This window comes from Streptomyces sp. NRRL F-5755 (assembly GCF_001279365.1).
Taxonomy (GTDB): domain Bacteria; phylum Actinomycetota; class Actinomycetes; order Streptomycetales; family Streptomycetaceae; genus Streptomyces; species Streptomyces rimosus.
This window is the reverse complement of sequence record NZ_LGCW01000229.1, coordinates 98,037-122,467: the sequence shown is the minus strand read 5'-3', so window position 1 is coordinate 122,467 and position 24,431 is coordinate 98,037. Positions and strand designations below refer to the sequence as shown.

Genomic DNA, 24,431 nt, shown 5'->3' with positions numbered 1-24,431 from the left:
TGCGTCTCTTCTCGAAGCTGAGGGTTTTGGTGGGGTATGGGGGCAGTTATGCAACAAAAAACCCCTCGTGCCGTGAGGCAAGCGAGGGGAGCGCGCCGGTGCGGAGCGCTGGGTTTCTTCAGGGGACCCAGCTTCAGCCGACGCGCTTTCCAAGTACGAGAATTCGGGTGCGCATGGAACTGACCCTCCCCCCGGGGCCAGCCGAGTGTCAAGTGGGTGGGACGGAGGTCTCACTATTCGGGCGCAGCGGAGGCCGCGCCAGGGCCGCCTCCGCTGCGTCCCGGCCGTCCCCCGGCGCGAATCGCCTGGGCAGTTCGCCCAGCACCCGTCCGGGTGACACCGGTTCGCGCCCCTTCTTGACGTGGCGTACGGGCAGGCCCGTACCGCTGAGCACCACCGCCCGGCCCTCGCTGCCCGGACCCGGCACCGGATAGCCGCCCTGGGTCAGCGCGCGGCGCAGCCGGTGTTCGTCCAGCGGCCCGGAGAAGGCCATGCCCTGGCCGTGGGTGCAGCCCATCGAACGCAGCGCGACGACCTGCTCGGGCAGGTCGACGCCGTCCGCGACGGACTGCATGCCGAGGTCGGCGGCGATCCGCAGCAGCCCCGATGTGATCTTGTGCAGCCGGGCGGAGTCCACCACCCCGTCGACCAGGTCGCGGTCCAGCCGCAGCACGTCGACGGGCAGCCGGCGCAGCGCGCCGATGGCGGCCGCGCCGCTGCCGAAGCCGTCCAGGGCGATCCGCACCCCCAGGCGGCGCAGGGCGACCAGACGCCGCTCCAGCTCCTCCAGAGGTATCCGCGGATCGGTGTCGGCCAGCTCCAGGACCAGTGACCCGGACGGCAGGCCGTGCCGGGACAGCAGCGCCTCGATGCTCTTGGGCGGCAGCGCGCGGTCCAGCAGCCGGTGGGCGGAGATCCGCACGGCCACCGGGACCGGATGGCCCGCCCGGTGCCGGCCGGCGGCCTGCTGCACCGCCTCCTCCAGCTGCCAGCGGCCCAGCTCGGCGGTGCGGTCGCCGTCCTCCTTGAGACGGCCGCGGTCACCGACCCGCAGGAACTCGGCGGGGGTGAAAAGTATGCCCTGGGCGGAGCGCCAGCGGGCGAGCGCGGCGACCGCCGTGATCCGGCCGTCGGCCAGCTCCACCACGGGCTGGTGCAGCAGCGCGAACTCGCCGTCGTGCAGCGCCGTGCGCAGCTTGGTGGCCAGCTCGGCGCGGCGCACCACATCGGCCTGCATCTGGGGTGCGTACAGCTTGACGCAGCCCTTGCCCGCCTGCTTGGCGCGGTACATCGCCAGGTCGGCGTTGCGCATCAGGGGGCCGGGGGTGATGCCCGGCTCGGCGAAGGCGACGCCGATGCTGGCGGCGACCCGGACGTCCCGGCCGTCGATCTTGTACGGATCGGAGAGCCGGATGCGCAGCCGGTCGGCGACCTCCAGGATGCGCTGTTCCCGGGCGGTGTGGTCACGGGAGCCGTCGCCCATGATCAGCGCGGCGAACTCGTCACCGCCCAGCCGGGCCGCGGTATCCCCGGCCCGTACGGATTCGGCCAGTCTGCGGGCGGCCTGGATCAGCAGTTCGTCGCCCGCCTGATGGCCGATGGTGTCGTTGACCTGCTTGAAGCCGTCCAGGTCGATGTAGAGCACGGCGGTGCCCGGATCGGTGGCGCGGCGGCCGGTCAGCGCCTGGCTGACCCGCTCGGTGAACAGGGCCCGGTTGGGCAGGTCGGTGAGCGCGTCGTGCGAGGCGTTGTGCTGGAGCTGCGCCTGGAGGCGGACGCGTTCGGTGACGTCGCGGGAGTTGAAGATCAGGCCGCCGTGGTGACGGTTGACCGTGGACTCCACATTGAGCCACTTCTCCCCGCCGGGGCGGTTCTCCCCCGCCCGGAACCGGCACTCGATACGGGTGGTCGGTTCCTCCTCGGGCCGGGCCGCAAGGAATCTGCGCACCTCGTGCACCACGCGTCCCAGGTCCTCGGGATGGATCAGGGAGGCCAGCTCGGAGCCTTCCAGTTCCTCCGCGTCCCGGCCGTAGACCCCCGCGGCGGCGGGGCTGACGTAGCGCAGTATCCCGGTCGGCGCGGCGATCATGATGACGTCGCTGGAGCCCTGGACCAGGGAACGGAAGTGGTTCTCCTTCTGGGCCAGTTCCTGCGTGAGGGTGATGTTGTCGAGCAGCATGATGCCCTGACGCACGACCAGGGCGAGGACGACCGTGCAGCCGGTGAAGAGCACCACGCGGTCGATGCGGCGGCCGTCCAGGACGTTGTACAGGATGCCCAGGGTGCACACGGCGGCGGCCAGGTACGGGGTGAGCGCGGCGAGCGAGCCGGCGATGGGCCGGGTGGCCGCCGAGGTCGCCGGCGGTGTGCGCGGCGCGGAGCGCTCGGGAGCGGCGGGCGCGCTGTCGCCGCCGGGCAGCCGTCGGGCCACCCACGGCGCGTACGTCAGCAGCATCGAGCCGGCGAACCAGCCGGCGTCCAGGATCTGACCGGAGCGGTAGTGCTCGCGCAGCAGCGGCGAGCTGAACAGCGCGTCGCACAGCACCGTCAGGGCCAGCGCCGCGATGGCGGTGTTGATCGCCGAGCGGTGCGCCGAGGAGCGCTTGAAGTGCAGCGCGAGCACCATGCTCACCAGCACGATGTCCAGCAGCGGATACGCCAGCGCGAGCGCGCCCTGCGGCACGCTCTGGCCCTGGAAGTGCGCGGTGTGCGCGAGCGCCAGACTCCAGGACAGCGTCAGCAGCGAGCCGCCGATCAGCCAGGCGTCCAGCCCCAGGCACACCCAGCCGGCCTTGGTCACGGGCCTCTTGGCAAGGACGAGCAGGCCGACGATGGCGGGTGGTGCGAAGAGCAGGAAGCAGAAGTCGGCGAGCGACGGACTCGGGACCGGCTCGCGCAGCACGAATTCGTACCAGCCCCAGATGCCGTTGCCGAGCCCCGCCATCGTGGAGGAGGCGGCGAACAGCAGCCAGGCGGGTCGAAACCGGCCGTGGTGCCTGCGGGAGTACAGGAAGCAGGACCCAGCGGCCGCGAAGGCGGCCAGGCTCAGCCCGAAGTCGCCCATGAACAGCGCGAGTTCGGAGGAACCCCAGCCGAGCGCGGCGCCCAGGGCGTAGCCGCCGCAGACCACCGCGAGCACGACCTGCGGCACCACGCCCGGGGCCCCGCCGGCCTGCACCGGCGGCCGGGTGAGGACCGCGCCCGTGGCGCTCACCGCTCTCTCCTCCCGTGCGCCGCGGGGCTTCGTCGTGGTCGGTGCGCGCGTGGCACCCGACGCGCCCAGGGCCCCGGAGGTGTCCCTCCAGGTGATCGCGGAGTGCTTGTTTCGCGATTCGTCCATCGGCCGTACATCGCCCGTCGCCCCCCTCGGTTCCGGTCTTTCGCACTGCGCCGCATCACTCCCGGCGCGGCCCCCGCTCGGACGATACACCAGGATCGTCACTCAGGGACATAGCCGCTCTAAGCAGCGTGACTGCGGACGGGATGCGGATACCCAGTGCAGTCGTACGGCCCCGTAGAGCTACCCGCAAGGGGTCCGGGCAGGATTCACCCGGCCGTAGCCACGACGTTGCGCAAGGGCTCGCCGGTGGCGAAGCGCGACAGCTGATCTCTTATGAGACGCTTCGCGCGGGGCAGGAAGGCAGAGCTGGGGCCACCGACGTGTGGAGTGATGAGCACGCCGGGAGCGTGCCACAACGGGTGTCCGGCGGGCAGCGGTTCCGGGTCGGTGACGTCCAGTGCCGCGCACAGCCGCCCGGATTCCAGCTCCGCCAGCAGCGCCTTGGTGTCCACGACGGCGCCGCGCGCGACGTTCACCAGCAGCGCCCCGTCCTTCATCCGCGCCAGGAAATCGCTTCCCACCAGGCCACGGGTGGTGTCGGTGAGCGGCGTCGCGATGATCACGACGTCCGCCTCGGGCAGCACGGCGGGCAGTTCGGCGAGCGGAAGCACGGGCCCGCGCACGGTCTCACGTGCGGTGCGCGCAATGCGTGCCACCCGCGCACACTCGAAAGGCGTGAGCCGGTCCTCGATCGCACTGCCGATCGAGCCGTAACCCACGATGAGCACCGACTTGTCGGCGAGAGCGGGCCGGAAGCCGGTCGCCCACCGACCCTCGTCCTGGCTGCGGACGAAGTCCGGGATGCCGCGCAGCGCGGCGAGCGTGAGAGTCAGCGCCAGCTCGGCGGTGCTGGCATCGTGCAGCCCACGGGCGTTGCACAGCTGGGCCCCAGGGGGCATGTGGGGCAGCGCGGGCAGCATGTGCTCGACGCCGGCGGTCAGCGTCTGTACAGCCCGCAGGCCGGTCATCTCCGGCAAGGGTCGTACGGACGCCTCCGCGCCCTTCATGTACGGGACCACATAGAAGGCGCAGCGGGCGGGGTCGGCGGGGAACTCCGGCCCGGCGTCCCAATGGACGTAGCGGAAGCGGTCCGGGAGTCCGCCGACCTCGTCGGGAGGGATCGGGAGCCATACGTCGTTCGCGGCGGTGCGCGGGTCCTCAGGTGCCATGGCCAGAGGCTATGCGATGCCCTCCGTGCCCAGACGTTAGTTTGGTCAGGCCCTTGATCGGGGGCGAGGGGATGGAGGCACGACCGCGTGGAGCGCAGGACAATCGGGGCTACAGCGCTCGAAGTGGGTGCTATCGGACTCGGCTGCATGCCGATGAGCTGGGGGTACACCGAGTCGCAGCGCAACGGGGAGGGCTCGCTGCGCGCCGTGCACGCCGCGCTCGACCGGGGCTGCACGCTGCTGGACACCGCCGACATGTACGGCCCGTTCACCAACGAACTGCTGGTCGGCCGGGCCCTGAAGGAGCGCCGCGCGGAGGCTTTCGTCTCGACCAAGGTGGGGCTGCTGGTGGGCGAGCAGCACATCGTCGCCAACGGGCGGCCCGGGTACGTCAAGCGAGCCTGCGACGCCTCGCTGCGCCGCCTCCAGACCGACGTGATCGATCTCTACCAGCTGCACCGGACCGACCCCGAGGTGCCCATCGAGGAGACCTGGGGCGCGATGGCGGAACTGGTGGCGGCCGGAAAGGTGCGGTCACTGGGGCTGTGCGCGGTGGGCGCGCGCGCCGGACGCCGCCGGGGCACGCGGCTGTACGACGGGACGCTGCGCCAGCTGGAGCGCGTCCAGCAGGTGTTCCCGGTCAGCAGCGTGCAGGCGGAGCTGTCGGTGTGGTCGAAGGAGGCGCTGGAGCAGCTGCTGCCGTGGTGCGTCACGCGGGGCGTGGGTTTCCTCGCCGCGATGCCGCTGGGCAACGGATTCCTCACCGGCACGCTGACGCCCGGCCAGGGCTTCGAACCGGAGGACATACGGGCCCGGCACCCGCGCTTCACGGCCGAGATGATGGCCGCCAACCAGCCGGTGGTGGCCGGCCTGCGCCGGGTCGGCGCGCGCCACGGGGCCACGCCGGGGCAGGTGGCGCTGGCGTGGGTACTGGCACAGGGGCGGCATGTGGTGCCCGTACCGGGGACGAAGAAGGAACGTTGGGCCGCCGAGAACGCCGCGGCGGCCGGCCTGGTGCTGGACCGCCGGGACCTGGCGGAGATCGCGGCGCTGCCGCCGGCGCGGGGGTCCTGGGACTGATTCCGGGGCCGGGCGCTGGCGTCAACGTAGCAGGGCGGGGGGCGCTGGGGGTGGGGGCGCGGGGCGACGGCGGTCGGTTGGCGGGTGCGGGGCGACGGCCAGTTGACGGGCGTGAGACTACGGCTGCCGGTTGACGGGCGCGGGGCAGCGGCGGTCGGTTGACGGGCACGGGACTACGGCGGCTTGTTGACGGGCGTGGCGCGACAGCGGCCTGTTGACGGGCGCGGGACTGCGACGGCCGGTTGACGGGCGCGGGGCGATGGGCCGGAGTGGGGGCATGGGACTACGGCAGCCGATTGACGGGCACGGGGCGACGACGGCCGGTCGACGGGCGCGGGGCGACGGGCCGGAGTGGGGGCCTGACTTGGCGGGTGGGGTGTGGTGTCGTAAGGCGGGTTCCGTCGACGAGAGGACTTCGCCGTGCAACGACGCTCCGTGACCTCCGTGTTGGCCGCCGCCTCGCTGCTGTTCGCGGCGGGGTGCTCGTCCGGCGGCGCGCCGGGCGGGGCCGGCTCCGCCGCCGCCTCGTCCCCGGGCGGCCCGCGGCCCTCCGCCTCCGTCTCCGCCCCGCCCGCCAAGGGCTCGGTGACGGTGACCGGCACCCTCACCACGGATCTCACCTCACCCTGGGGAGTGGCCGCACTGCCGGGCGGTGACCTGCTGGTGTCCTCGCGCGACACCGGCAAGATCTGGCGGGTGGCGGCGGACGGCGGCCGCAAGACCGAGCTGGGGACGGTACCGGGAGTGGCGCCGGGCGGCGAGGGCGGTCTGCTCGGGCTCGCGGTGGCACCGTCGTACGGCCGGGACCACCAGGTGTACGCGTACTTCACCACCGAGTCCGACAACCGCGTCGCCCGCATGCTCTACGACGAGAAGAAGCCCGTCAGCCAGCAGTTGGGCGCGCCCGACACGGTGCTCAAGGGCATTCCGAAGGGACAGGTCCACAACGGCGGCCGGATCGCCTTCGGCCCGGACAAGATGCTCTACGCGGGCACCGGCGAGACCGGCGACACCGGCCTCGCGCAGGACAAGAAGTCGCTGGGCGGCAAGATCCTGCGCATGACGCCGGACGGGCAGCCGGCACAAGGCAATCCCGACGCCGGTTCGGTGGTCTACAGCTACGGGCACCGCAATGTGCAGGGTCTGGCCTGGGATGCCGAAGGACGGCTGTGGGCGGCCGAGTTCGGCCAGAACACGTGGGACGAGCTGAACCTGATCGAGCCGGGCAAGAACTACGGCTGGCCCGAGGTGGAGGGCAAGGGACGGGGCGACGCGCGGTTCGTGGACCCGGTGGCGCAGTGGGCCACGGCGGACGCCTCGCCGAGCGGCATCGCGTACGCCGAGGGGTCGATCTGGATGGCGGGGCTGCGCGGCGAGCGGCTGTGGCGGATTCCGCTCGCCGGGCGGGAGGCGTCGGCGCCGCCGCAGGCGTTCCTCAAGGGAGAGTACGGGCGGCTGCGTACGGTCGTGCCGGCCGGGGACGGCGGGCTGTGGCTGGTCACCAGCAACACGGACGGGCGCGGGGAGCCGAAGAAGGGCGACGACCGGATTCTGCGGCTGAAGGTGAGTTGACGGTGAGCTGGTGAGTTGACGGTGAGCTGACGGCCGGCCGGTCGGGCGCCTCTCGGTGGGCACCCACCGGAGCGCGGCGGGCGGCCCGCGCACGGGGGCTGCTCGGTCCGCACCCGCCCGTTTCGTTCCGTTGTGCCTACACTCGTCGTACGGGACCGGCCACGTCGTCAGGGGGCGGGATGTTCAACCTGGTGGAGGAGCTGTTCGCGCCGGGGCGCAAGCACACCGACGAGGAGCGGCGGCGGCTGACCCTGGTCGTCGACGACACCGGCGACAACGATCCGGGCAAGGGCCCGATAGATCTGTCCTCGGGCAAGGTCACCATCCGCCTGCCGGAACAGAGCCCGCCCCCGGACTCCTGACGGGCGGCCGCCCTCGCCCGGCCTGCCCACGCCGCGCCGCCTACCCCGCCGCCTGCTCCGCCGGGGCGAACAACCGCAGCCGGTGAGCCATCGCGCCCGCCTCGCCGCGACCGGAGACGCCCAGCTTGGCCAGGATGTTGGAGACGTGGACGCTGGCCGTCTTGGGCGAGATGAACAGTTCGTCGGCTATCTGACGGTTGCTGCGCCCGGCCGCGACCAGGCGCAGCACGTCCCGCTCCCGTGGAGTCAGGCCGAACGTCTCGACGGGCGGTACGGCGGCGAGCGGCACGGCCTCCCATTCCGGCCGCGCTGTCAGCGGTATTCGGGCTCGCTGAGCGAGCCGTTCAATGCCGTCGGTGAGCGACCCGGCACCCATTTCGCCGGCCGCCTCGCGGGCCTGGACGAGCAGCAGCGCGGCGGCCTCGCGCGGTGTGCGGCCCTCCAGCCCGGCCGTTGCCCGGGGGGCGTCGTGGAGCAGTGCCTCGGCCCAGCGGTAGCAGGCCACGGCGAGTTCGTACGGGCGCTCCACCTGCTTGAAGGCGGCTACCGCGGCGGCCCAGGCGTCCGGCGCCGCGCGGTCCTCGGCGCGCAGCAGCTCGGCCTCGACGGCGCGGCCGTACGCCGCCCAGACGGGTGACACGACGGGTGTGCCCTTCACGGCCTGCCGGATGCGCGCGAGGGCGGCGGGCCGCTCCGGCTCGGCGGCGGGCAGGCCGCGCAGCTCCGACTCGGCGGTGGCCGCCGCCCACAGCAGCGGCCAGACATATCGCTGGGTGCCGGGCGGAAAACCGGTCTCCATGGCCTGCCGGAGGATGTCGCGTACGTCCGCGACGCGGCCCCGGGCGGCGGCGATCTCCAGGGCGTACCGGATGAGGGGGATGGAGTGCTGGGGCTGCAGGTCGTGGTTGCCGTAGTGCTCGTGGGCGACGGCCAGGTTCCGTTCCGCGCGGTCCACGTCGCCCTCCTTCAGGGCGAGGTCCGCGAGGCGGTTGGTGGCCAGGGCCCGGGAACGGGCGCTCAGCGAGCGGCGGCGGGCGTCCAAAGCGGCTTCCCGCGCCTGCTCCCAGCGGCCCAGTGATTGGAGGGACTCGGCGCGGTTCCCGCTGACCCAGCTCGTGCTCTCCTTGAGGCCGTAGTGCTCGGTGAGCGCGAGGCCCCGGTCCGCCACCTCGACGGCTTCCGCGGAGCGGCCCACGCCTTCCAGTGCCGAGGAGAGGTTGATGTGCCCGCGGGCGACCACCGAGGAGCAGCCGCGGGCCACCGCCCGCTCCAGGACCGCACGCAGCTGCTCCAGTCCGCCCTCCACATCACCCGAATCGACCCGCAGACCGGCCAGGGTGACCAGCGAATTCAGCTCCTGCTCCGTGTCGCCGACGAGCCGGGCCAGCTCCACGGCGCGCTCGGCCGTGGCGAAACTCTCGGAGCCGGGGGTGTGCAGCATCGCCCAGGTCGCGGACTGGGCGAGCACCGCGGCGTGCACCGAGGACGGCGGCAGGCCGCGCACCAGTTCCTGGGCGCGGGCCAGTTCGGTCCAGCCGTCGCCGCGGCCGGTGCCCTGCACGAGACGGGAGCGCTGGAGCAGGAACCATGCCGTGCGCAGCGGGTCCTTCTCCGCGTCGAGGGAGCGCAGGGCGCGCTTGGTGATCGTGAAGGCGCGCTCGGTGTCCCCGGACAGGCGCGCGGCCACCGCGATCTCGGCGAGCAGGTCCATGAAGTGCAGCGCGTCGTCGTCGCAGCCGCAGGCCGGGTACGCCTCGGCGTAGTCCGCCGGGCGCACGGCGCGGCGGACCTCCTTGGGGGCGTCGTCCCACAGCTCCAGGGCGCGGTCCAGCAGGCGCAGCTGCTCCGTGTAGGCGTGGCGGCGGCGGGCCTGGACGGAGGCGGCGAGCACGGCGGGCAGCGCCTTGGCCGGGTCGTGGGCGTGGTACCAGTAGCTGGCCAGGCGTGCGGCGCAGGTCTCGGCGCGGACCAGCGAGGGGTCGGCCTCCAGGGCTTCGCCGTACCGGCGGTTGAGGCGGGTGCGCTCGCCGGGCAGCAGGTCGTCGACGACGGCCTCGCGGACCAGGGCGTGGCGGAAGCGGTAGCCCGTGCCGTCCCGGTCGGGCACCAGGGTGTTGGAGCCGACGGCGGCGCGCAGCGCCTTGATGAGGTCGTCCTCGGGCAGGCCGCAGACGGCGGCGAGGAGTTCGTGTTCGACGGTGGAACCGCCCTCGGCGGCCACCCGCACGACCCGCTGGGCGTCCTCGGGCAGCGCCTCGACGCGGACGAGCAGTAGGTCGCGCAGCGGGTCGCTGAGCCCGGTCAGACAGCCGTCCTCGATGCTGCGGGCCAGCTCCTCCACGAAGAAGGCGTTCCCCTCGGAGCGCTTGAAGACCCGGTCGACCAGCGCCTCGTCGGGGTCGCGGCCGGTGATGCCGGCGATCTGGGTGCGGACCTCGGCGCGGGTGAAGCGGGCCAGTTCGACGCGGCTGATGGTGCGCATCCGGTCGATCTCGGCCAGGAAGGGGCGCAGCGGGTGGCGGCGGTGGATGTCGTCGGAGCGGTAGGTGGCGACGAGCAGGATGCCGGCGTCGTTCAGGGTGCGCAGCAGGTAGGAGAACAGCTCCCGGGTGGAGCGGTCGGCCCAGTGCAGGTCCTCGATGACCACGACGAGCGGCCGGTGGGCGGCGAGGCGCTCCAGGAGCCGGGCGGTCAGCTCGAAGAGGCGGGCGCGGCCCTGCTCGTCGTCATGGCCGTCACCGGCGGTCTCGCCGAGCTCGGGCAGGATGCGGGCCAGTTCGCCCTCCTGGCCGGCGACGGCGGCGGCCAGCTCGCCCGGCAGCTGGGCGTTGAGCAGGCGCAGGACCGCGGAGAAGGGGGCGAACGGCAGGCCCTCGGAGCCGATCTCGATGCAGCCGCCGATGGCGGCCAGGACGCCGTCGGCCCGCGCGGCGGACGCGAACTCCTCGATGAGCCGGGTCTTGCCGACCCCCGCCTCGCCGCCGATGAGCAGCGCCCGGGGCTCGCCCGTCTCCTTGATACGGGCGAGAGCGCCGCGCAGCGTGTTCAACTCGCTGCCACGGCCGACGAACACCGGACTGACGGACCTGGTTTCCACGTCGCTGAGCATCGCACAGGGGTCTGACAACGCGGGAGTGGTCATGGTCACGCGCGACGGCTCCCGTGGCCCCGGTCGGGCCGCGGGAGCCGTGGCGATGGAGCAGCGCACGGCCGGCCGGCTGATCAGGCGGCCTTGGTGAACCGGTCGGGCCGGCCGCTCACCCGCCCTTCGGAGCCGTTGGCCCTGGACTCGGCCCGGCGTGCGCGGCGCGCCTTGCGGGCCTCGTTGGCCAGCCGCTCCCGGTCGGCCTGGCGCCGCAGTTCCTCGTAGCGGGCGCGGAGTTCGAGTTCCCCGTAGAACATGGTGTGCTCCCTGGTTCCGGCGTTGGCACGGTGACACCTGGTGGCGGTGTCCTGTTGACGTGCTCCAGCCTGCTCGCCCAGGGGGGCGGCCCGCATCGGGCAGGTTCCCGATCTCGCGGGGTGCGGGGGCCTTAGCCGCGCGGGGCCCCGGACCGGCGGTTCCTTAGACGGCCGCGTACGGCCTTAGGGAATGCCGGATTCCGGGGCCCAGCGGGGGCTCGTGCCCTCAGGAAGAACGGAACTCCTTAGGAACCGGGGGTGCCGGCTCCGCCGGTCTTGGGCAGCGTGGGCAGGCTCGCGAAGAGGTCGAAGTACATGCCGGCGGAGACGATGATCCCCAGCACGCCGAGGGCGATTCCGCCCCAGGCCACGGCCCGTACCCAGGCCGGGCGGGTACGGGTGAGGACCAGGCCCGCGACCACCACGGCGAGCAGTGCGAACAGGCCGTTGACGAGGGCGTGGGTGTGCCAGGGGGCGCCGTAGACGGTGCCGATCTGGTCGGTGGCCTTGCCCGTTTGCAGCTTGATCTGGCCGAGCAGCGTCTGGCGCTCGGCCAGGACCGTGCCCATCCAGGTGCCGGTGAGCGAGGCCAGGCCCAGCCCGGCGGCGGCGACGGCGCCCGCGCCGGACGCCACCGAGGCGGTCGCGGTGGCGGCGGCCGGCGGCACGTCCTCGTCCTCGGCCTCCTCCCGGTCCTCGTCGGCGGCGTCCTCGTCGACCGCGGCGCCGGCGGGCGGCTCCGCGTCCGCCTTCGTGGCCTCGGGAGCCTCGGACGTCCCGGTGGCCTCCGTCGTACCGGGGGCCTCGGCGGTCTCGGCCGCCTTCGTGTCGTCGGTGCGCGCTTCGGTCTTCGTCGTGTCCATGGGCGCGACCGTAGGTGCCGCGTCTGAGAGACATATGAGAACGCCCGTGGCGCAAGGGAAACCGGCCACGTCGGTGTACGTACGGGCCGTCCGGGACCGTTAAGAGGACCCGCCCGCCCCGGTCCCGCCCGTCACCGCCGTACGAGCTTCTCGTCGCCCCGCCGTGCCCCCGGGACGGCAAGCGGAACCACAACCGGAACCCCGGCTCCGTCCGCCCCGGAGCCCGGCGCCGTTCCGTATGCCGGGCCCTCTTCCGCTTCCGCTTCCGGCGGCTCGATGCTGATCCGCGGCAGCCGCCGTTCCAGCCACCCCGGCAGCCACCAGTTCGCGCCGCCGAGCAGGTGCATCAGGGCGGGTACGAGCAGGGTGCGCAGGACGAAGGCGTCCAGGGCGACGGCGGCGGCCAGGCCGATGCCGAACATGGCCACGATGCGGTCGCCGCTGAGCACGAACGCCGCGAAGACCGCGATCATGATGACCGCCGCCGAGTTGATCACCCGGCCGGTCTCGGCCAGTCCGACCCGTACGGCGCGGCAGTTGTCGCCGGTGCGCCGCCACTCCTCGTACATCCGGCTGACCAGGAAGACCTGGTAGTCCATGGAGAGCCCGAACAGCACGGACACCATGATCACGGGCAGGAACGGCTCGATCGGGCCCGCGCTGCCCAGCCCGAGCGGTTCGCTCCCCCACCCCCACTGGAAGATCGCCACCACGATCCCGAACGAGGACGCGACGGCCGCGACGTTCATCGCGGCGGCCTTCAGCGGTATGCCGATGCTGCGGAAGGCGAGGAGCAGCAGGACGCAGCCCAGGCCGATGACGGTGCCCACGAAGAGCGGCAGTTTGCCCACGATGACGGCTGCGAAGTCGTCGTAGCTCGCGGTCACCCCGCCCACGTGGACCTTCATGCCGGTGCCCTCGGCGGCCTTCGGCAGCACCTCGTCGCGCAGCCGTTCCACCAGGTCGGAGGTCTGCCGGGACTGCGGGGAGCCGTCCGGTACGACGGTGATCACGCCCGTGCTGCCGCTGCCGTCGAACTCCGGGCCCTGGACCTGCGCCACCCCCGGGGTGCCGCGCAGCTGGTCCGGCAGCCGGTCGAAAGCCAGCCGGTCCTTGGCCCCGTCCAGGTCGCCGACCAGGGACAGCGGCCCGTTGGAGCCCGGCCCGAAGCCCTTGGCGAGCAGGTCGTACGCCTGGCGGGTGGTGCTGGTGGCGGGGTTGTTGCCCTGGTCGGAGGTGCCCAGGTGCAGGGAGAGCGTGGGCAGTGCCAGCAGCAGCATGAGGGCCGCGGCGGCTGCCCCGAGCAGCTTTGGATGCCGTTCGACGAAGCCGGACCAGCGCGCGGCGAAGCCCGCGGGCGGCTCGGGCAGGGGCCCGTCGGCGGCCAGCCGCCGCCGTTCGCGCCGGCTCAGCGCCCGCTCCCCGATCACGCCGAGCAGCGCCGGAAGCAGGGTGATCGAGGCGGCGACGGTCAGGACGACGGTGAGCGAGGCGGCGATGGCGACGCCGTTGAGGAAGCCCAGCCGCAGCACGAACATGCCGAGCAGGGCGATGCAGACGGTGGCCCCCGCGAAGACCACCGCGCGCCCGGAGACGCTGACCGCGCGCTCGGCGGCCTCCCGCACGGTGAGGCCGGATTTCAGCCCTCTGCGGTGCCGGGTCACGATGAAAAGCGCGTAGTCGATGCCGACCCCGAGGCCGACGAGCATGCCCAGCATCGGGGCGAAGTCGGCCACCGTCATGGCGTGGCCGAGCAGCGCGATGCCCGCCGAGGCGGTGCCCACGCTCACCACCGCCGTGACCAGCGGCAGGAGGGTGGCGGCGAGCGATCCGAAGGCGAGGAAGAGGACGACTCCGGCGGCGGCGAGGCCGATCGCCTCGGCGAGGTGGGTCCCCGAGGACTCGGTGACCGCGATGCCCGCGCCGCCCAGCTCCACCTGGAGTCCGTCGCCCTCGGCGGCCTTGGCGGTGTCCACCACGCGCTGGACCTGGGCCTTGTCCAGGTCCTCGGCGCCGTTGGCGGGGGCGTCGAAGGACAGTTCCGCGTAGGCGGTGTGCCCGTCGTGGCTGATCCGGCCCGCCCCCTGGGGCCCGTACGGCCCCTGCACGGACGCGACCCCGGGCAGCCGGGCGATCTTGTCGAGGGTCTGCTGGAGGTCTTTCTGCACGGCGCCCGCGCGGACGGTGCCGGACGCGGTGTGCCACACGATGGTGTCACCGCCCCTGGCCTGGTCCGGGAACGCCTTGGCCAGCAGGGCTCCGGCCTGCCCGGATTCGGTCCCGGGGACGTCGTAGCGGTCGGAGTAGGCGGAGCCGGCGGCTCCGGCCGCGGCGGCGGCTCCCGCGAAGGCGGCGAGCCAGAGCACGATCACGACGATGCGGCGCCGCAGGCACCACCGGGTCAGTGCGGTCATCAAGCTCTTCGTCTGCTTCCCGGGTCAGGCGCCGATGTCTCCCGGGGTGTACCCGTGGTGCCGAACGCGTAATGGAGGGGGAAGCACGGGACCGCCGCCTGCCGACGAAGGAGCGACGGGCCCGTACCTCTTGCAGAGTGACAGCAGGAAAAGATCCATTGACCCTTTTGTGGACTTCCCCACAAAGGGACCCGGAAGCGGAACCCCGGCCGGGAATCACCGGACGACCGGTAGACGCCCGGTTCCGGCCGAGAGGAGCCCGGTCCCACCCCGGAAGTGTCCGGTCCCGCCCGCTCCCGGTCAGCCGGTGATCGATTCCTTCCCGTTCTCGATGTGGCCCATGAAACGGCGGTGGAAGGAAGCGTCCTGCGCGACGGACAGGTCCAGGTCGTACCAGCCGTGCGCGGCCGCCGCGGCGTGCGCGACGGTACGCGTGCTGCCTGCCCGTACGGTGACCGTGCGCGGCTTCGCGCCGCTGTACGCCAGCGGCTTCAGCGTGAAGGTGAGGTCCGTACGCCCCTTGTTGACGAGGGTGAGGTGCAGCTCACGCCGGTGCGCGTCCAGGCGGGTGCCGATCCGGACCGCCGCGGCGGCGCCCGCGGCCGTACCGGCGTGCTCCCGCCGGAAACCGTTGGGGCCCGTGAGGGTGAAGCGGTACGTACCGTCCTTGACCGGCACCTCCCAGTCGGCCCGGCCCAGCACGTCGCGGTGCTGCGGCGTGCCGTACTCCCCCGCGTACGGGTACAGCGCGAAGTGCGCGCTCGCCCGGCCGGTGTTGCGCACCGTGAGCCGGAAGCGCTTGCCCTGTGCGTCGTAGGCGCCGTCCGCGTCGGGCTGGTACGGCAGTGGGCGCGCGGGCCGGGTGCCCTCCTCCTGGCGCGGCAGCTGCTGCTCGCGCGGCGGGCGCGGGGACCAGCGCCCGCTGAACGGCGGGATCGCGCCGGGCTGCTCCACGGCGGGCTGCTTGCGCCCGCGCGAGAAGTCGAAGGCGGTGGTCAGATCGCCGCATACGGTGCGCCGCCAGGCGCTGATGTTGGGCTCGCGCACGCCCGTCCAGCGCTCCAGGAAGCGGACGATGGAGGTGTGGTCGAAGACCTGCGAGCAGGCGTAGCCGCCCACCGTCCAGGGCGAGATGACCAGCATCGGCACGCGGATCCCGAGCCCGGTGGGCTTGCCGTCCCAGAACTCGCCCTCCGTGCCCTGGGGCGGTACCGGCGGCGGCACGTGGTCGAAGAAGCCGTCGTTCTCGTCGTACGTGAGGAACAACGCGGTGTGCCGCCACACGTCCGGGTTCTTGCCGAGCGCGTCGAGGACCTTGTAGACGATGGTGGCGCTGGCGACCGGCGAGGACGAGCCGGGGTGCTCGGAATCCGCGGCGGAGGGGACGATGTAGGACACCTCGGGCAGCTTGCCCGCGGCGACGTCGGCGGCGAAGGCGGTGGCTGTGGAACCCGGCTCGCCCCGGCGCAGCGCGCGCTCGAAGAGGCTGCGATCGGCCGCGCCAAGCGCCCGTACGCCCTCGTCCAGCAGCCCTTGCAAGCGCTTGCGCTCCGCTTCCCCGGCCGCGGCGACCTTCCCGTAGAAGGCGGTCATGTTCTGCACGCCGCCGCCCACCTTGGCGAGCGCCTTCTTCATGACGGCCTTGAAGGTGGCGTAGAACTCCAGGTTGTTGTCGGTGAAGTTGTCCCACTCCTGGTAGACGCGCCAGCTGTGCCCCGCCTTCTCCAGGCGCTCGGCGTACGTGGGCCAGGCGTAGCCGGAGTGGGTGTCCTCCGCGTAGGCGTCGTTGCCCACCGCGCGCTTGCCGGAGCCCGGCTCGGGCCCGGTCCAGCCGCTGACCAGGTGGTTGCGGTTGGGGCTGGTGGAGGAGTGGATCGAGGAGTGGTAGGCGTCGCAGACGGTGAAGGTGTCGGCGAGCTCGTAGTGCAGCGGCACGTCCCGGCGGTCGTAGTGGGCCATGGTGGCGGCCGTCTTGGCGGTGACCCAGTTGTCCATCCACCCGTCGCGCCATGCCTTGGCGCCGCCGGACCAGTCGTGGTTGAGCGCGCCGATGTACTGGAGGTCCTTCTTCTGGGCCGCCGCGGCCTCGCGTACGGAGAAGGGCAGCACGGTCCCGGCGCCGGCCGCGCCCGGCTGCTCGTAGACGCTGCGGCCGTTCGGGAGCCGGATCGCGTTGCGGTCGGCGTAGCCGCGTACGCCGCGCAGCATGCCGAAGTAGTGGTCGAAGGAACGATTCTCCTGCATCAGCACCACGACGTGCCGGATGGCATCGAGTCCGCCTCGCCCACGCCCGTGCCCGTGCCCGGCGGCGGCCGGTCCGGCGGCCAGCGCCTGCTGGAGCGACGGCGGCAGCAGCGAAGCGGCGGCGGCCGCCCCGACCGCCGCCGCGCCAAGTCCCACGACCCGTCTGCGAGATACCTCGGATGCCACGCTCGACCTCCCAGTCGACTGCCCACGGTCGGGCAATGGTTCACCACCGGCCCATTGGCGGGGGCGAGCGGGACGGTAGTGGAGCTGCGTGGCGTCCGATAGGTATCGGGGTGACAAGTTTGAGAACAGGTGGGGCCGGTTTATGGGGGTGGGACGACCGGTGGTCCGCGCTTCCCCGCTGGGCGGGTCCGGGTCCTTTCCCATGCCATGGGTGAGGTCCGCGTCGTACGCTCGAAGCATGAGCACTGCGGGGCAGAGGGTCAAAGAAGTCCGCAAGCGTCGCGGGCTGTCACAGCGTGAACTGGCCGATGCATCGGGAGTCTCGCTCTCGTCCATCCGGAAGCTCGAACAAGGCGAGCGGGAAACAGCCCGCCTGGAGACACTGCGCAAGCTCGCACACGCGCTGAGGGTGCCAACGATGCGCCTGGCCGGCGGACCGAACCCGGAGGATGCCGGGGCTGACACGGTGGATCGCTGGGCGGCCGTCCGGGAAGCACTGGTACGTCCCCCCGTCGCCCCAGGGCTGGACGATGAGCCGCCCACCGTCAGCGGAATACGCGACTCCCTCCGCGAAGCGGCTCCCCTTTTCGCCCACGACCAGTACACGGCACTGGCGGCACTGCTGCCGTCCCTGCTGCGGGACGCCGAAGCGCTCGGCTCAGAGGGCCGTGCAGTACGGGTACGGCTCTTGCAGCTCGCCGGGTGGCTCATGGTTCAGACCCGGCAGTTCTCGGCCGCCGAGACAGCTCTTGAACGCGCCCTGGACGATTCGGCGGACCGCATGGAAGGTGCGGCCACCGTCAATACGCTGTGCTGGCTGCTGCTGCGTCAGGGCGAGTTGGGCAAGGCGTACGACCTGGCCGTGAAGTGGGCCGACGAGACCGAGCCCCGGGTGTCCCGCGCGACTCCGGCGGAGCTGAGCACCTGGGGCTGGATGCTGCTGCGCGTGTCCGCTGCCGCCGTCCGGAACTCGCAGCCGGGCGACGCCGAGGACGCCTTGAGGTTCGCCACGGCGGCAGCCGTCGCCCTCGGACGCGAGCACGCCCCGAACAACGACTTCCTCCGCACGTTCGGGCCGACCACGGTCAAGCTCAAGGCCGCCGAGAACGCCGGCGTGATCGACCGGCCCGACATGGTGCTCCGTATCGCCGAACGTGTGCCCGTCTTCAGCCTCAAGCCCACGTCGAACAACCGGAACCGGCACTTGCTGGACGTGGCCGACGCGTACGCCAAAACGGGTGAATACGCCGAGGCGTTCGGCAGGCTGGAGCAGATCCGTTCCGACAGCCCCGAATGGCTGCCGAATCAGCGTTATGCCCGTGACGTTCTCGGCCGGGTGGTCCGGGGACGACGGACGTTGACGGCGGATATGCGGACGATGGCCGACGTGGTGGGCCTGCCGCTCTAGCGTTTGTGGCACTTCCCGCTATTGGCCTCACAAAGTGCCACAGACAGCGGGAAGTTGCCGTTTCTACCGTGGATGTCATCGGACCACGAGGGGACGGCGATGAACCATGGGCTACAACTGGGCCCCCACCACGGGAACGTACGCGGTGGACACGACGAGCGACAGGATCGGCGAGGTACGCAGGCGGGACGAAGGGGCCGCGTACCTCGCCCCGCCCGGTGGCGGACGTGAGTGGGCGGTGCGTCCCGAACTGCTGCGCAAGCCCACTGTCGAGGAGCGCGCGCGGGCGCTGACCTGGACACGTCCGGTCGTGAGCCGGGCCCGCTCCACGCCCCACCGCGGCTACCCGGAACCGCCGGTCAACCTGCCCATGCGGGCCCCGTCGCCCGAACCGGTACCGGTCCAGGACTGCGTGGTATGCGCGCACGCCGCGGCATGGCGGCGGGCGTACCGGACGGGAAAGGGCACGGCGGACGGCTACACCAACCATTCGGCGGCCCTGGACTGCTCCCTGGAGATCCGTAACCACCCGCACGAGCCGCGCGTACTGGGACTGCCGGTCAACACTCCGGCGGTACGCCCGTGAGTCCCCGCAGCGTGATCCGCGCCGTGAGGCACACCATCGGCACGCACCCGCAAAGCGAGATCACCGTATCGGCGTGCTGCCTGACCGGCGGGTGCCCATGGACGCTGACGCCGACCGCCGACCTGAAGGCGGCCGACCTGGCGGCGATGGCCCACACGGGCCATACGGGGCATCCGACGTTCGCCCGGACGTTCCAGGACGTGGCGCTCGTACGCCGCCTGGAACTGAACGAGGGGCAGCCGGATGTTCCGCCGCTTCCGGCGCCCCGTTGAGCCCCCTCCGGTCGCCCACCCTGGAGAGGGCGAGCGGCCGCAGCGGGTCAACCCGCAACGTGTACGACAGCCCCGATCCCACGGTGCGGAAGGACACCACCCCTGACGTGCTGGCGGCCGTCGTCGCCCGGTTCGGGAAACCGACCCGAAACCCACCCGACCCGCTGATAGCGGCCCCACCCGAGGTTTCGTCACCCCACCCGGCGAGAGCTGACCACCACCATCACGGCAACCGCCCCGGGCCCGGACCACATCACCCAGGCAGCCGCACCGACAACCCATGCCGGAACTCATCCCGCGGATCCCAACGAGCCTTCACACGTTGCAGCCGCGGGTAGTTGTCCTTGTAGTAGAGCGTGTGCCACGGAACGCCGGAGGTGTTGAGCTTTGGGTCGGACAGGTCACGATCCGGGTAGTTGATGAAGGAGCCGTCGCTGACCTCGCCCGGTACGGGCACGCCGCCGGTGTCCGCGTACACGTCACGGTAGAAGTCGCGGAGCCAGGCCAGCGGCTTCGCCCCGGCCGGCTCCTCGCCCTCCCAGCTGGTCATGTAGATCGCCTTGAGGATCGAGTCGCGCTGGGCGACGGCGGTCGCGTCCGGTGCGACGGTGTTGACCTTTCCGCCGTACGAGACCAGCCACAGCGCCCCGGAGATGTTCTCCGACGCCGGGCCCGCCAGGTGGTGGTGAAGGGCGGTGAGCTGGCGCTCCGTGTAGCCCTTGCGCAGGTAGCCGCACTTGACCTTGAACGGGGCCGGTTCGGTTTCCTGGACGAGGGCGACCGCCTCAAGCCAGGGCCTGACCGTGTGCTGGACGGTCGGCTTGGCGCCCGTCCCGCCGGCGACGGCGTCCACGTAGGCGCGCATCCGCCGCTCGGCGTCCGGGGTGGTGGCGTCCAGGTGGCCTACCAGGAGGTTGGTACCGGTGTTGCGGGTGCTGAGCATGAGTACGCTGAACAGGTCGGCGTACGGGGAGTCCGGGGCGCTGTTGTGCTCGTGCCAGGTGCCGTGGTTGCGCACCAGGCGGGTGAAGGCGCGTTCGTCGATGTCCTTCCAGTTCCAGGTCGCGGAGAAGCTGAGGATGGAGGCCGGGGCCTTGGGCAGCAGCCGGGCGGGGTCGTCGCCCTTGGCGGCCGGGTCGCGGAACCAGTAGCAGGTGACGATGCCGAAGTTGCCGCCCCCGCCGCCGGTGTGCGCCCACCACAGGTCGTGGTGGGGATCTTTGGGGTCGCGGGTGGCCACCACGCTGCGGGCCCGGCCCGACCGGTCGACCACGACGACCTCGACGGCGTACAGGTGGTCCACGGACAGCCCGTACCGCCGCGAGAGCGTGCCGTACCCGCCGCCGAGGACATGCCCGCCGACCCCGACCTCCGCGGTGGCGCCGGCCGGGATGGACACGCCCCAGCCGAGGAACAGGGCGCGGTAGACCTCGCCGAGCAGGGCGCCGGGTTCGACCGCGAACGCGCGGCGGGCGGCGTCGTAACGCACCGCGCGCATGGGCGAGGTGTCGATCAGTACGCGGACGGACGGGTCGTCGACGAAGTTCTCGAAGCAGTGGCCGCCGCTGCGTACGGCGATGCGCTTGCCGTCGCGTACGGCCCGCTGTACGGCGGCGACGACCTGTTCGGTGGTGCTCACGACGTGGACGCGCTCGGGCTTGCCGACGAAGCGGCCGTTGCTGCCGCGGCGGGTGAGCGAGGAGTAGCGCGGGTCGTCCGGGCCGAGGGTGACGGGAGCCGGGGAGGCGGCGGCCCCGGGGGCGGTGGTGGACGCTGCCGCGATGCCCGGCGCCGCCACGGCCGCGGCCGTGCCGCCGAGCGCCGCCGCGCCCGCGAGCAGGGTCCGGCGCTTCACTTCGGCCATGGTCCGCTCCCGTAACTGTGGTGGGGTTGACGGTGGTTGCTCGTGATTCACCTCTCCACCATCGGGCCCGCACGGCCCCGGAACATCGTCCACCGAGACCAACTCGCCCCTAGGGAGAACGGTGTACGAACGCGACTGCCCGCCCTCCCTCAGGAGGGCGCGCCACCGGCCCGCGTCATCCGAAAGAACGGTTCTCCCGGGTGCCCCGCCAACGGACGGCCATCCATGAACACTCCACAAACTCTTGACAACCGCATTGGTCTGGACCATTTTGTGCGCAGCGCCCGCCCCGCTCTCCGGACCCGGCGGGCGGCTCTTCCGGGCTCATCACTTGGAGACAGCCATGCCGCACCCCCTCATGTCCCGCACCCCCCGCTCCCGGCACAGACGGTGGCTCGGCACCGCCGTCACCGGACTGGCGGCCGCCGCCCTCGCCGTCACCGGCACCGCGGCCGGCGCCTCGGCGGCCCCCCACGCCGCCGCCGGTGCCGCCGCCGACGTCAACAACGCGAAGAATCCCGGGTTCGAGTCCGGGCTCTCCGGATGGACGTGTTCGGCGGGCGCCGGTTCCACCGTGTCGTCCCCCGTGCACGGCGGCACTTCGGCCCTGAAGGCCACGCCCTCCGGCACGGACCAGGCCAGGTGCTCGCAGACCGTGGCGGTCAAGCCCAACTCCACGTACACGCTCAGCGCGTACGTCCAGGGCTCGTACGTCTACCTCGGCGCGAGCGGCACCGGTACCACCGACGTGTCCACCTGGGCCCCGGGCGCCACCACCTGGCAGCAGCTGAAGACCACCTTCACCACCGGCCCCTCCACCACCTCCGTCACCGTCTACACCCACGGGTGGTACGGGCAGGCCGCCTACTTCGCCGACGACATCAGCGTCTTCGGACCGGACGGCGGAGGCAACGGCGACCCGGGCGACCCGGTCCCCGACGCGCCCACCGGGCTGACCGCGGGGGCGGTCACCTCGTCCTCCGTGGCGCTGTCCTGGAACCCGGCCAAGTACGCCACCGGCTACCACGTCTACCGCGACGGCGCCAAGGTGCAGGCGGTCACCGGCACGTCGGCCACCGTGACCGGCCTGAGCCCCGCCACCGCGTACCGCTTCCAGGTCGCCGCGACCAACGCGGCGGGCGAGTCCGCCAAGTCCGCCGAGGTCACCGCCACCACGTCCCCGGGCGGCGGCAACCCCGGCCCCTCCGTGCCGAAGCACGCGGTCACCGGCTACTGGCAGAACTTCAACAACGGCGCGACCGTACAGAAGATCAGCGATGTGTCCGACCAGTACGACATCATCGCGGTCTCCTTCGCGGACGCCACCACCACGCCCGGCGCGATCACCTTCAACCTCGACTCGGCGGGCCTGGGCGGCTACACGGTCGCGCAGTTCAAGGCCGACATCAGGGCGAAGCAGGCGGCCGGCAAGAACGTCATCCTGTCCGTCGGCGGTGAGAAGGGCACCATCTCCGTCAACGACTCCGCCTCCGCGAACAACTTCGCCAACAGTGCTTACGCGCTGATGCAGGAGTACGGCTTCAACGGCGTCGACATCGACCTCGAAAACGGCATCAACCCGACCTACATGTCGCAGGCCCTGCGCTCGCTGTCGCAGAAGGCGGGCAGCAAGCTGGTCATCACCATGGCCCCGCAGACCATCGACATGCAGTCCCCCCAGGGCGGTTACTTCAAGACCGCGCTGAACATCAAGGACATCCTCACCGTCGTCAACATGCAGTACTACAACAGCGGTTCGATGCTCGGCTGCGACGGCAAGGTCTACTCGCAGGGCACGGTGGACTTCCTCACCGCCCTGGCCTGCATCCAGCTCGAAGGCGGCCTCGACCCGTCCCAGGTGGGCATCGGCGTCCCGGCCTCCACCCGCGCCGCCGGCGGCGGCTACGTATCGCCCGGCGTCGTCAACAACGCGCTGGACTGCCTCACCAAGGGCACCGGCTGCGGCTCCTTCAAGCCCGCCAAGACCTACCCGTCCCTGCGCGGCGCCATGACCTGGTCCACCAACTGGGACGCGGCGACCGGCAACGCCTGGTCGAACGCGGTGGGACCGCACGTGCACAACCTGCCGTAGGGCAGCGAAAGGGGCGGCACACCACCGGTGTGCCGCCCCTTGCCGCGTTACCGGACGTCAGCCCTCGACGCCCAGCTTCTCCAAGATCAGCTCGCGGACGCGGGCCGCGTCGGCCTGGCCGCGGGTGGCCTTCATGACCGCACCGACCAGGGCGCCGGCCGCCGCGACCTTGCCGCCGCGGATCTTGTCGGCGATGGCGGCGTTGGACTCGATGGCCTCGTCCACGGCCTTGCCCAGCGCACCCTCGTCGGAGACGACCTTCAGGCCACGCTTCTCGACGACGGTGTCCGGGTCGCCCTCGCCCGCGAGGACGCCCTCGATGGTCTGGCGGGCCAGCTTGTCGTTGAGGGAGCCCTCGGCGACCAGCGCCGCCACCCGCGCGACCTGCTGCGGGGTGATCGGCAGGGCGGCGAGCTCGACGCCGTCCTCGTTGGCGCGGCGGGCCAGCTCGCCCATCCACCACTTGCGGGCGGCGGCGGAGTCCGCGCCGGCCTCGGTGGTGGCGACGATCAGGTCCACGGCGCCCGCGTTCAGGATCGACTGCATGTCGTGCTCGGAGATGCCCCACTCCTCGCGCAGCCGGTTGCGGCGTACGCGCGGCAGCTCGGGCAGGCCCTGGCGCAGTTCCTCGACCCACTCGCGGGACGGGGCCACCGGGACCAGGTCGGGCTCGGGGAAGTAGCGGTAGTCCTCCGCCTCCTCCTTGACCCGGCCGGGGGTGGTGGAGCCGTCCTCCTCGTGGAAGTGGCGGGTCTCCTGGATGATCGTGCCGCCCGAGGAGAGCACGGCCGCGTGCCGCTGGATCTCGAAGCGCGCGGCGCGCTCGACCGACCGCAGCGAGTTGACGTTCTTCGTCTCCGAGCGGGTGCCGAACTTCTCGGTGCCCTTGGGGCGCAGCGACAGGTTCACGTCGCAGCGCATCTGGCCCATCTCCATGCGGGCCTCGGACACGCCCAGCGCCTTGATCAGCTCGCGCAGCTCGGCGACATACGCCTTGGCGACCTCGGGGGCCCGCTCGCCCGCGCCCTGGATGGGCTTGGTGACGATCTCGATGAGCGGGATGCCGGCGCGGTTGTAGTCCAGCAGGGAGTGGGACGCGCCGTGGATACGGCCGGTGGCGCCGCCGACGTGCGTCGACTTGCCGGTGTCCTCCTCCATGTGGGCGCGCTCGATCTCCACGCGGAAGATCTCGCCGTCCTCCAGCTGGACGTCCAGGTACCCGTCGAAGGCGATGGGCTCGTCGTACTGCGACGTCTGGAAGTTCTTCGGCATGTCCGGATAGAAGTAGTTCTTCCGGGCGAAGCGGCACCATTCGGCGATGGAGCAGTTCAGCGCCAGGCCGATCTTGATCGCGGACTCGACGCCGACCGCGTTGACGACCGGCAGCGAGCCGGGCATGCCGAGGCAGGTGGGGCAGGTCTGCGAGTTGGCGTCGGCGCCCAGGGCGGTCGAGCACCCGCAGAACATCTTGGTCTTGGTGCCGAGTTCGACGTGCACCTCAAGACCCATCACGGGGTCGTAGGTGGCCAGCGCGTCCTCGTACGACACCAGTTCAGTGACGGTCACGAAACTAACCT

The 24,431-nt window shown here is 72.0% G+C and carries 16 protein-coding genes; 7 read left to right on the top strand and 9 right to left on the bottom strand.

Annotation, left to right across the window (positions count from 1 at the left end; genetic code table 11):
- Positions 1-208: 208 nt before the first annotated feature.
- Positions 209-3,214, bottom strand: a complete 3,006-nt coding sequence (locus ADK86_RS18745) for a putative bifunctional diguanylate cyclase/phosphodiesterase (protein WP_053697602.1) — start codon at positions 3,212-3,214, stop codon at positions 209-211.
- Positions 3,215-3,546: 332 nt separating this feature from the next.
- Complete coding sequence (locus ADK86_RS18740) at positions 3,547-4,509, bottom strand: 2-hydroxyacid dehydrogenase (RefSeq protein ID WP_053697601.1); 963 nt, start codon at positions 4,507-4,509, stop codon at positions 3,547-3,549.
- An 87-nt stretch (positions 4,510-4,596) separates the two neighbouring features.
- Here ADK86_RS18740 and ADK86_RS18735 point away from each other — a divergent pair, with 87 nt between their 5' ends.
- From ADK86_RS18735 to ADK86_RS18725, 3 genes are all read left to right on the top strand, one after another.
- Positions 4,597-5,589, top strand: coding sequence for an aldo/keto reductase (locus ADK86_RS18735; protein ID WP_078575493.1), 993 nt, complete (start codon positions 4,597-4,599; stop codon positions 5,587-5,589).
- Positions 5,590-6,024: 435 nt separating this feature from the next.
- Positions 6,025-7,161: a PQQ-dependent sugar dehydrogenase gene (locus ADK86_RS18730; protein WP_053697600.1), complete on the top strand. Its 1,137-nt coding sequence runs from the start codon at positions 6,025-6,027 to the stop codon at positions 7,159-7,161.
- A gap of 179 nt (positions 7,162-7,340) precedes the next feature.
- Positions 7,341-7,523, top strand: a complete 183-nt coding sequence (locus ADK86_RS18725; RefSeq protein WP_030592831.1) for a DUF6191 domain-containing protein — start codon at positions 7,341-7,343, stop codon at positions 7,521-7,523.
- 40 nt (positions 7,524-7,563) lie between these two features.
- Here the strand turns inward: ADK86_RS18725 and ADK86_RS18720 are convergent, their stop codons facing one another.
- The 5 genes from ADK86_RS18720 to ADK86_RS18700 all read right to left on the bottom strand — a co-directional run bounded on the left by ADK86_RS18720 (position 7,564) and on the right by ADK86_RS18700 (position 16,632).
- Entirely contained in the window at positions 7,564-10,632 is a 3,069-nt protein-coding gene (locus ADK86_RS18720) for a helix-turn-helix transcriptional regulator (RefSeq protein ID WP_053697599.1), read from the bottom strand.
- A gap of 113 nt (positions 10,633-10,745) precedes the next feature.
- Entirely contained in the window at positions 10,746-10,925 is a 180-nt protein-coding gene (locus ADK86_RS18715; RefSeq protein WP_053697598.1) for a hypothetical protein, read from the bottom strand.
- A gap of 245 nt (positions 10,926-11,170) precedes the next feature.
- Complete coding sequence (locus tag ADK86_RS18710) at positions 11,171-11,788, bottom strand: hypothetical protein (RefSeq protein ID WP_053697597.1); 618 nt, start codon at positions 11,786-11,788, stop codon at positions 11,171-11,173.
- Positions 11,789-11,919: 131 nt separating this feature from the next.
- A complete protein-coding gene (locus ADK86_RS18705; protein ID WP_053697596.1) occupies positions 11,920-14,202 on the bottom strand; it encodes an MMPL family transporter in 2,283 nt (760 codons plus the stop codon).
- 300 nt (positions 14,203-14,502) lie between these two features.
- Positions 14,503-16,632: a phosphocholine-specific phospholipase C gene (locus ADK86_RS18700; protein ID WP_053697595.1), complete on the bottom strand. Its 2,130-nt coding sequence runs from the start codon at positions 16,630-16,632 to the stop codon at positions 14,503-14,505.
- A gap of 238 nt (positions 16,633-16,870) precedes the next feature.
- Here ADK86_RS18700 and ADK86_RS18695 point away from each other — a divergent pair, with 238 nt between their 5' ends.
- The 3 genes from ADK86_RS18695 to ADK86_RS18685 all read left to right on the top strand — a co-directional run bounded on the left by ADK86_RS18695 (position 16,871) and on the right by ADK86_RS18685 (position 18,898).
- A complete protein-coding gene (locus tag ADK86_RS18695) occupies positions 16,871-18,040 on the top strand; it encodes a helix-turn-helix domain-containing protein (RefSeq protein ID WP_053697594.1) in 1,170 nt (389 codons plus the stop codon).
- A gap of 106 nt (positions 18,041-18,146) precedes the next feature.
- Positions 18,147-18,626 carry a hypothetical protein gene (locus ADK86_RS18690; RefSeq protein ID WP_053697593.1) on the top strand — a complete coding sequence of 160 codons (480 nt, stop codon included), beginning with the start codon at positions 18,147-18,149 and terminating at the stop codon, positions 18,624-18,626.
- Between the two features lie 23 nt (positions 18,627-18,649).
- Positions 18,650-18,898 carry a hypothetical protein gene (locus tag ADK86_RS18685; RefSeq protein WP_159393884.1) on the top strand — a complete coding sequence of 83 codons (249 nt, stop codon included), beginning with the start codon at positions 18,650-18,652 and terminating at the stop codon, positions 18,896-18,898.
- 253 nt (positions 18,899-19,151) lie between these two features.
- On the opposite strand, the gene ADK86_RS18680 is transcribed toward ADK86_RS18685, so the two are convergent.
- Positions 19,152-20,762, bottom strand: coding sequence for an FAD-binding oxidoreductase (locus ADK86_RS18680; protein ID WP_053697591.1), 1,611 nt, complete (start codon positions 20,760-20,762; stop codon positions 19,152-19,154).
- A gap of 343 nt (positions 20,763-21,105) precedes the next feature.
- Here ADK86_RS18680 and ADK86_RS18675 point away from each other — a divergent pair, with 343 nt between their 5' ends.
- A complete protein-coding gene (locus ADK86_RS18675) occupies positions 21,106-22,854 on the top strand; it encodes a chitinase (RefSeq protein WP_420718862.1) in 1,749 nt (582 codons plus the stop codon).
- Positions 22,855-22,911: 57 nt separating this feature from the next.
- Here ADK86_RS18675 and gatB read toward each other — a convergent pair whose 3' ends face one another.
- Complete coding sequence (gene gatB / locus ADK86_RS18670) at positions 22,912-24,420, bottom strand: Asp-tRNA(Asn)/Glu-tRNA(Gln) amidotransferase subunit GatB (RefSeq protein ID WP_030592855.1); 1,509 nt, start codon at positions 24,418-24,420, stop codon at positions 22,912-22,914.
- Positions 24,421-24,431: the final 11 nt, after the last annotated feature.

Excerpts from the sequence above, each read along its gene's own strand:
- ADK86_RS18740 (WP_053697601.1), bottom strand. The coding sequence starts at position 4,509 with ATGGCACCTGAGGACCCGCGCACCGCCGCGAACGACGTATGGCTCCCG.
- ADK86_RS18725 (WP_030592831.1), top strand. The coding sequence starts at position 7,341 with ATGTTCAACCTGGTGGAGGAGCTGTTCGCGCCGGGGCGCAAGCACACC.
- ADK86_RS18720 (WP_053697599.1), bottom strand. The coding sequence starts at position 10,632 with ATGCTCAGCGACGTGGAAACCAGGTCCGTCAGTCCGGTGTTCGTCGGC.
- ADK86_RS18715 (WP_053697598.1), bottom strand. The coding sequence starts at position 10,925 with ATGTTCTACGGGGAACTCGAACTCCGCGCCCGCTACGAGGAACTGCGG.
- ADK86_RS18710 (WP_053697597.1), bottom strand. The coding sequence starts at position 11,788 with ATGGACACGACGAAGACCGAAGCGCGCACCGACGACACGAAGGCGGCC.
- ADK86_RS18705 (WP_053697596.1), bottom strand. The coding sequence starts at position 14,202 with ATGACCGCACTGACCCGGTGGTGCCTGCGGCGCCGCATCGTCGTGATC.
- ADK86_RS18695 (WP_053697594.1), top strand. The coding sequence starts at position 16,871 with ATGAGCACTGCGGGGCAGAGGGTCAAAGAAGTCCGCAAGCGTCGCGGG.
- ADK86_RS18690 (WP_053697593.1), top strand. The coding sequence starts at position 18,147 with ATGGGCTACAACTGGGCCCCCACCACGGGAACGTACGCGGTGGACACG.
- ADK86_RS18680 (WP_053697591.1), bottom strand. The coding sequence starts at position 20,762 with ATGGCCGAAGTGAAGCGCCGGACCCTGCTCGCGGGCGCGGCGGCGCTC.
- ADK86_RS18675 (WP_420718862.1), top strand. The coding sequence starts at position 21,106 with ATGCCGCACCCCCTCATGTCCCGCACCCCCCGCTCCCGGCACAGACGG.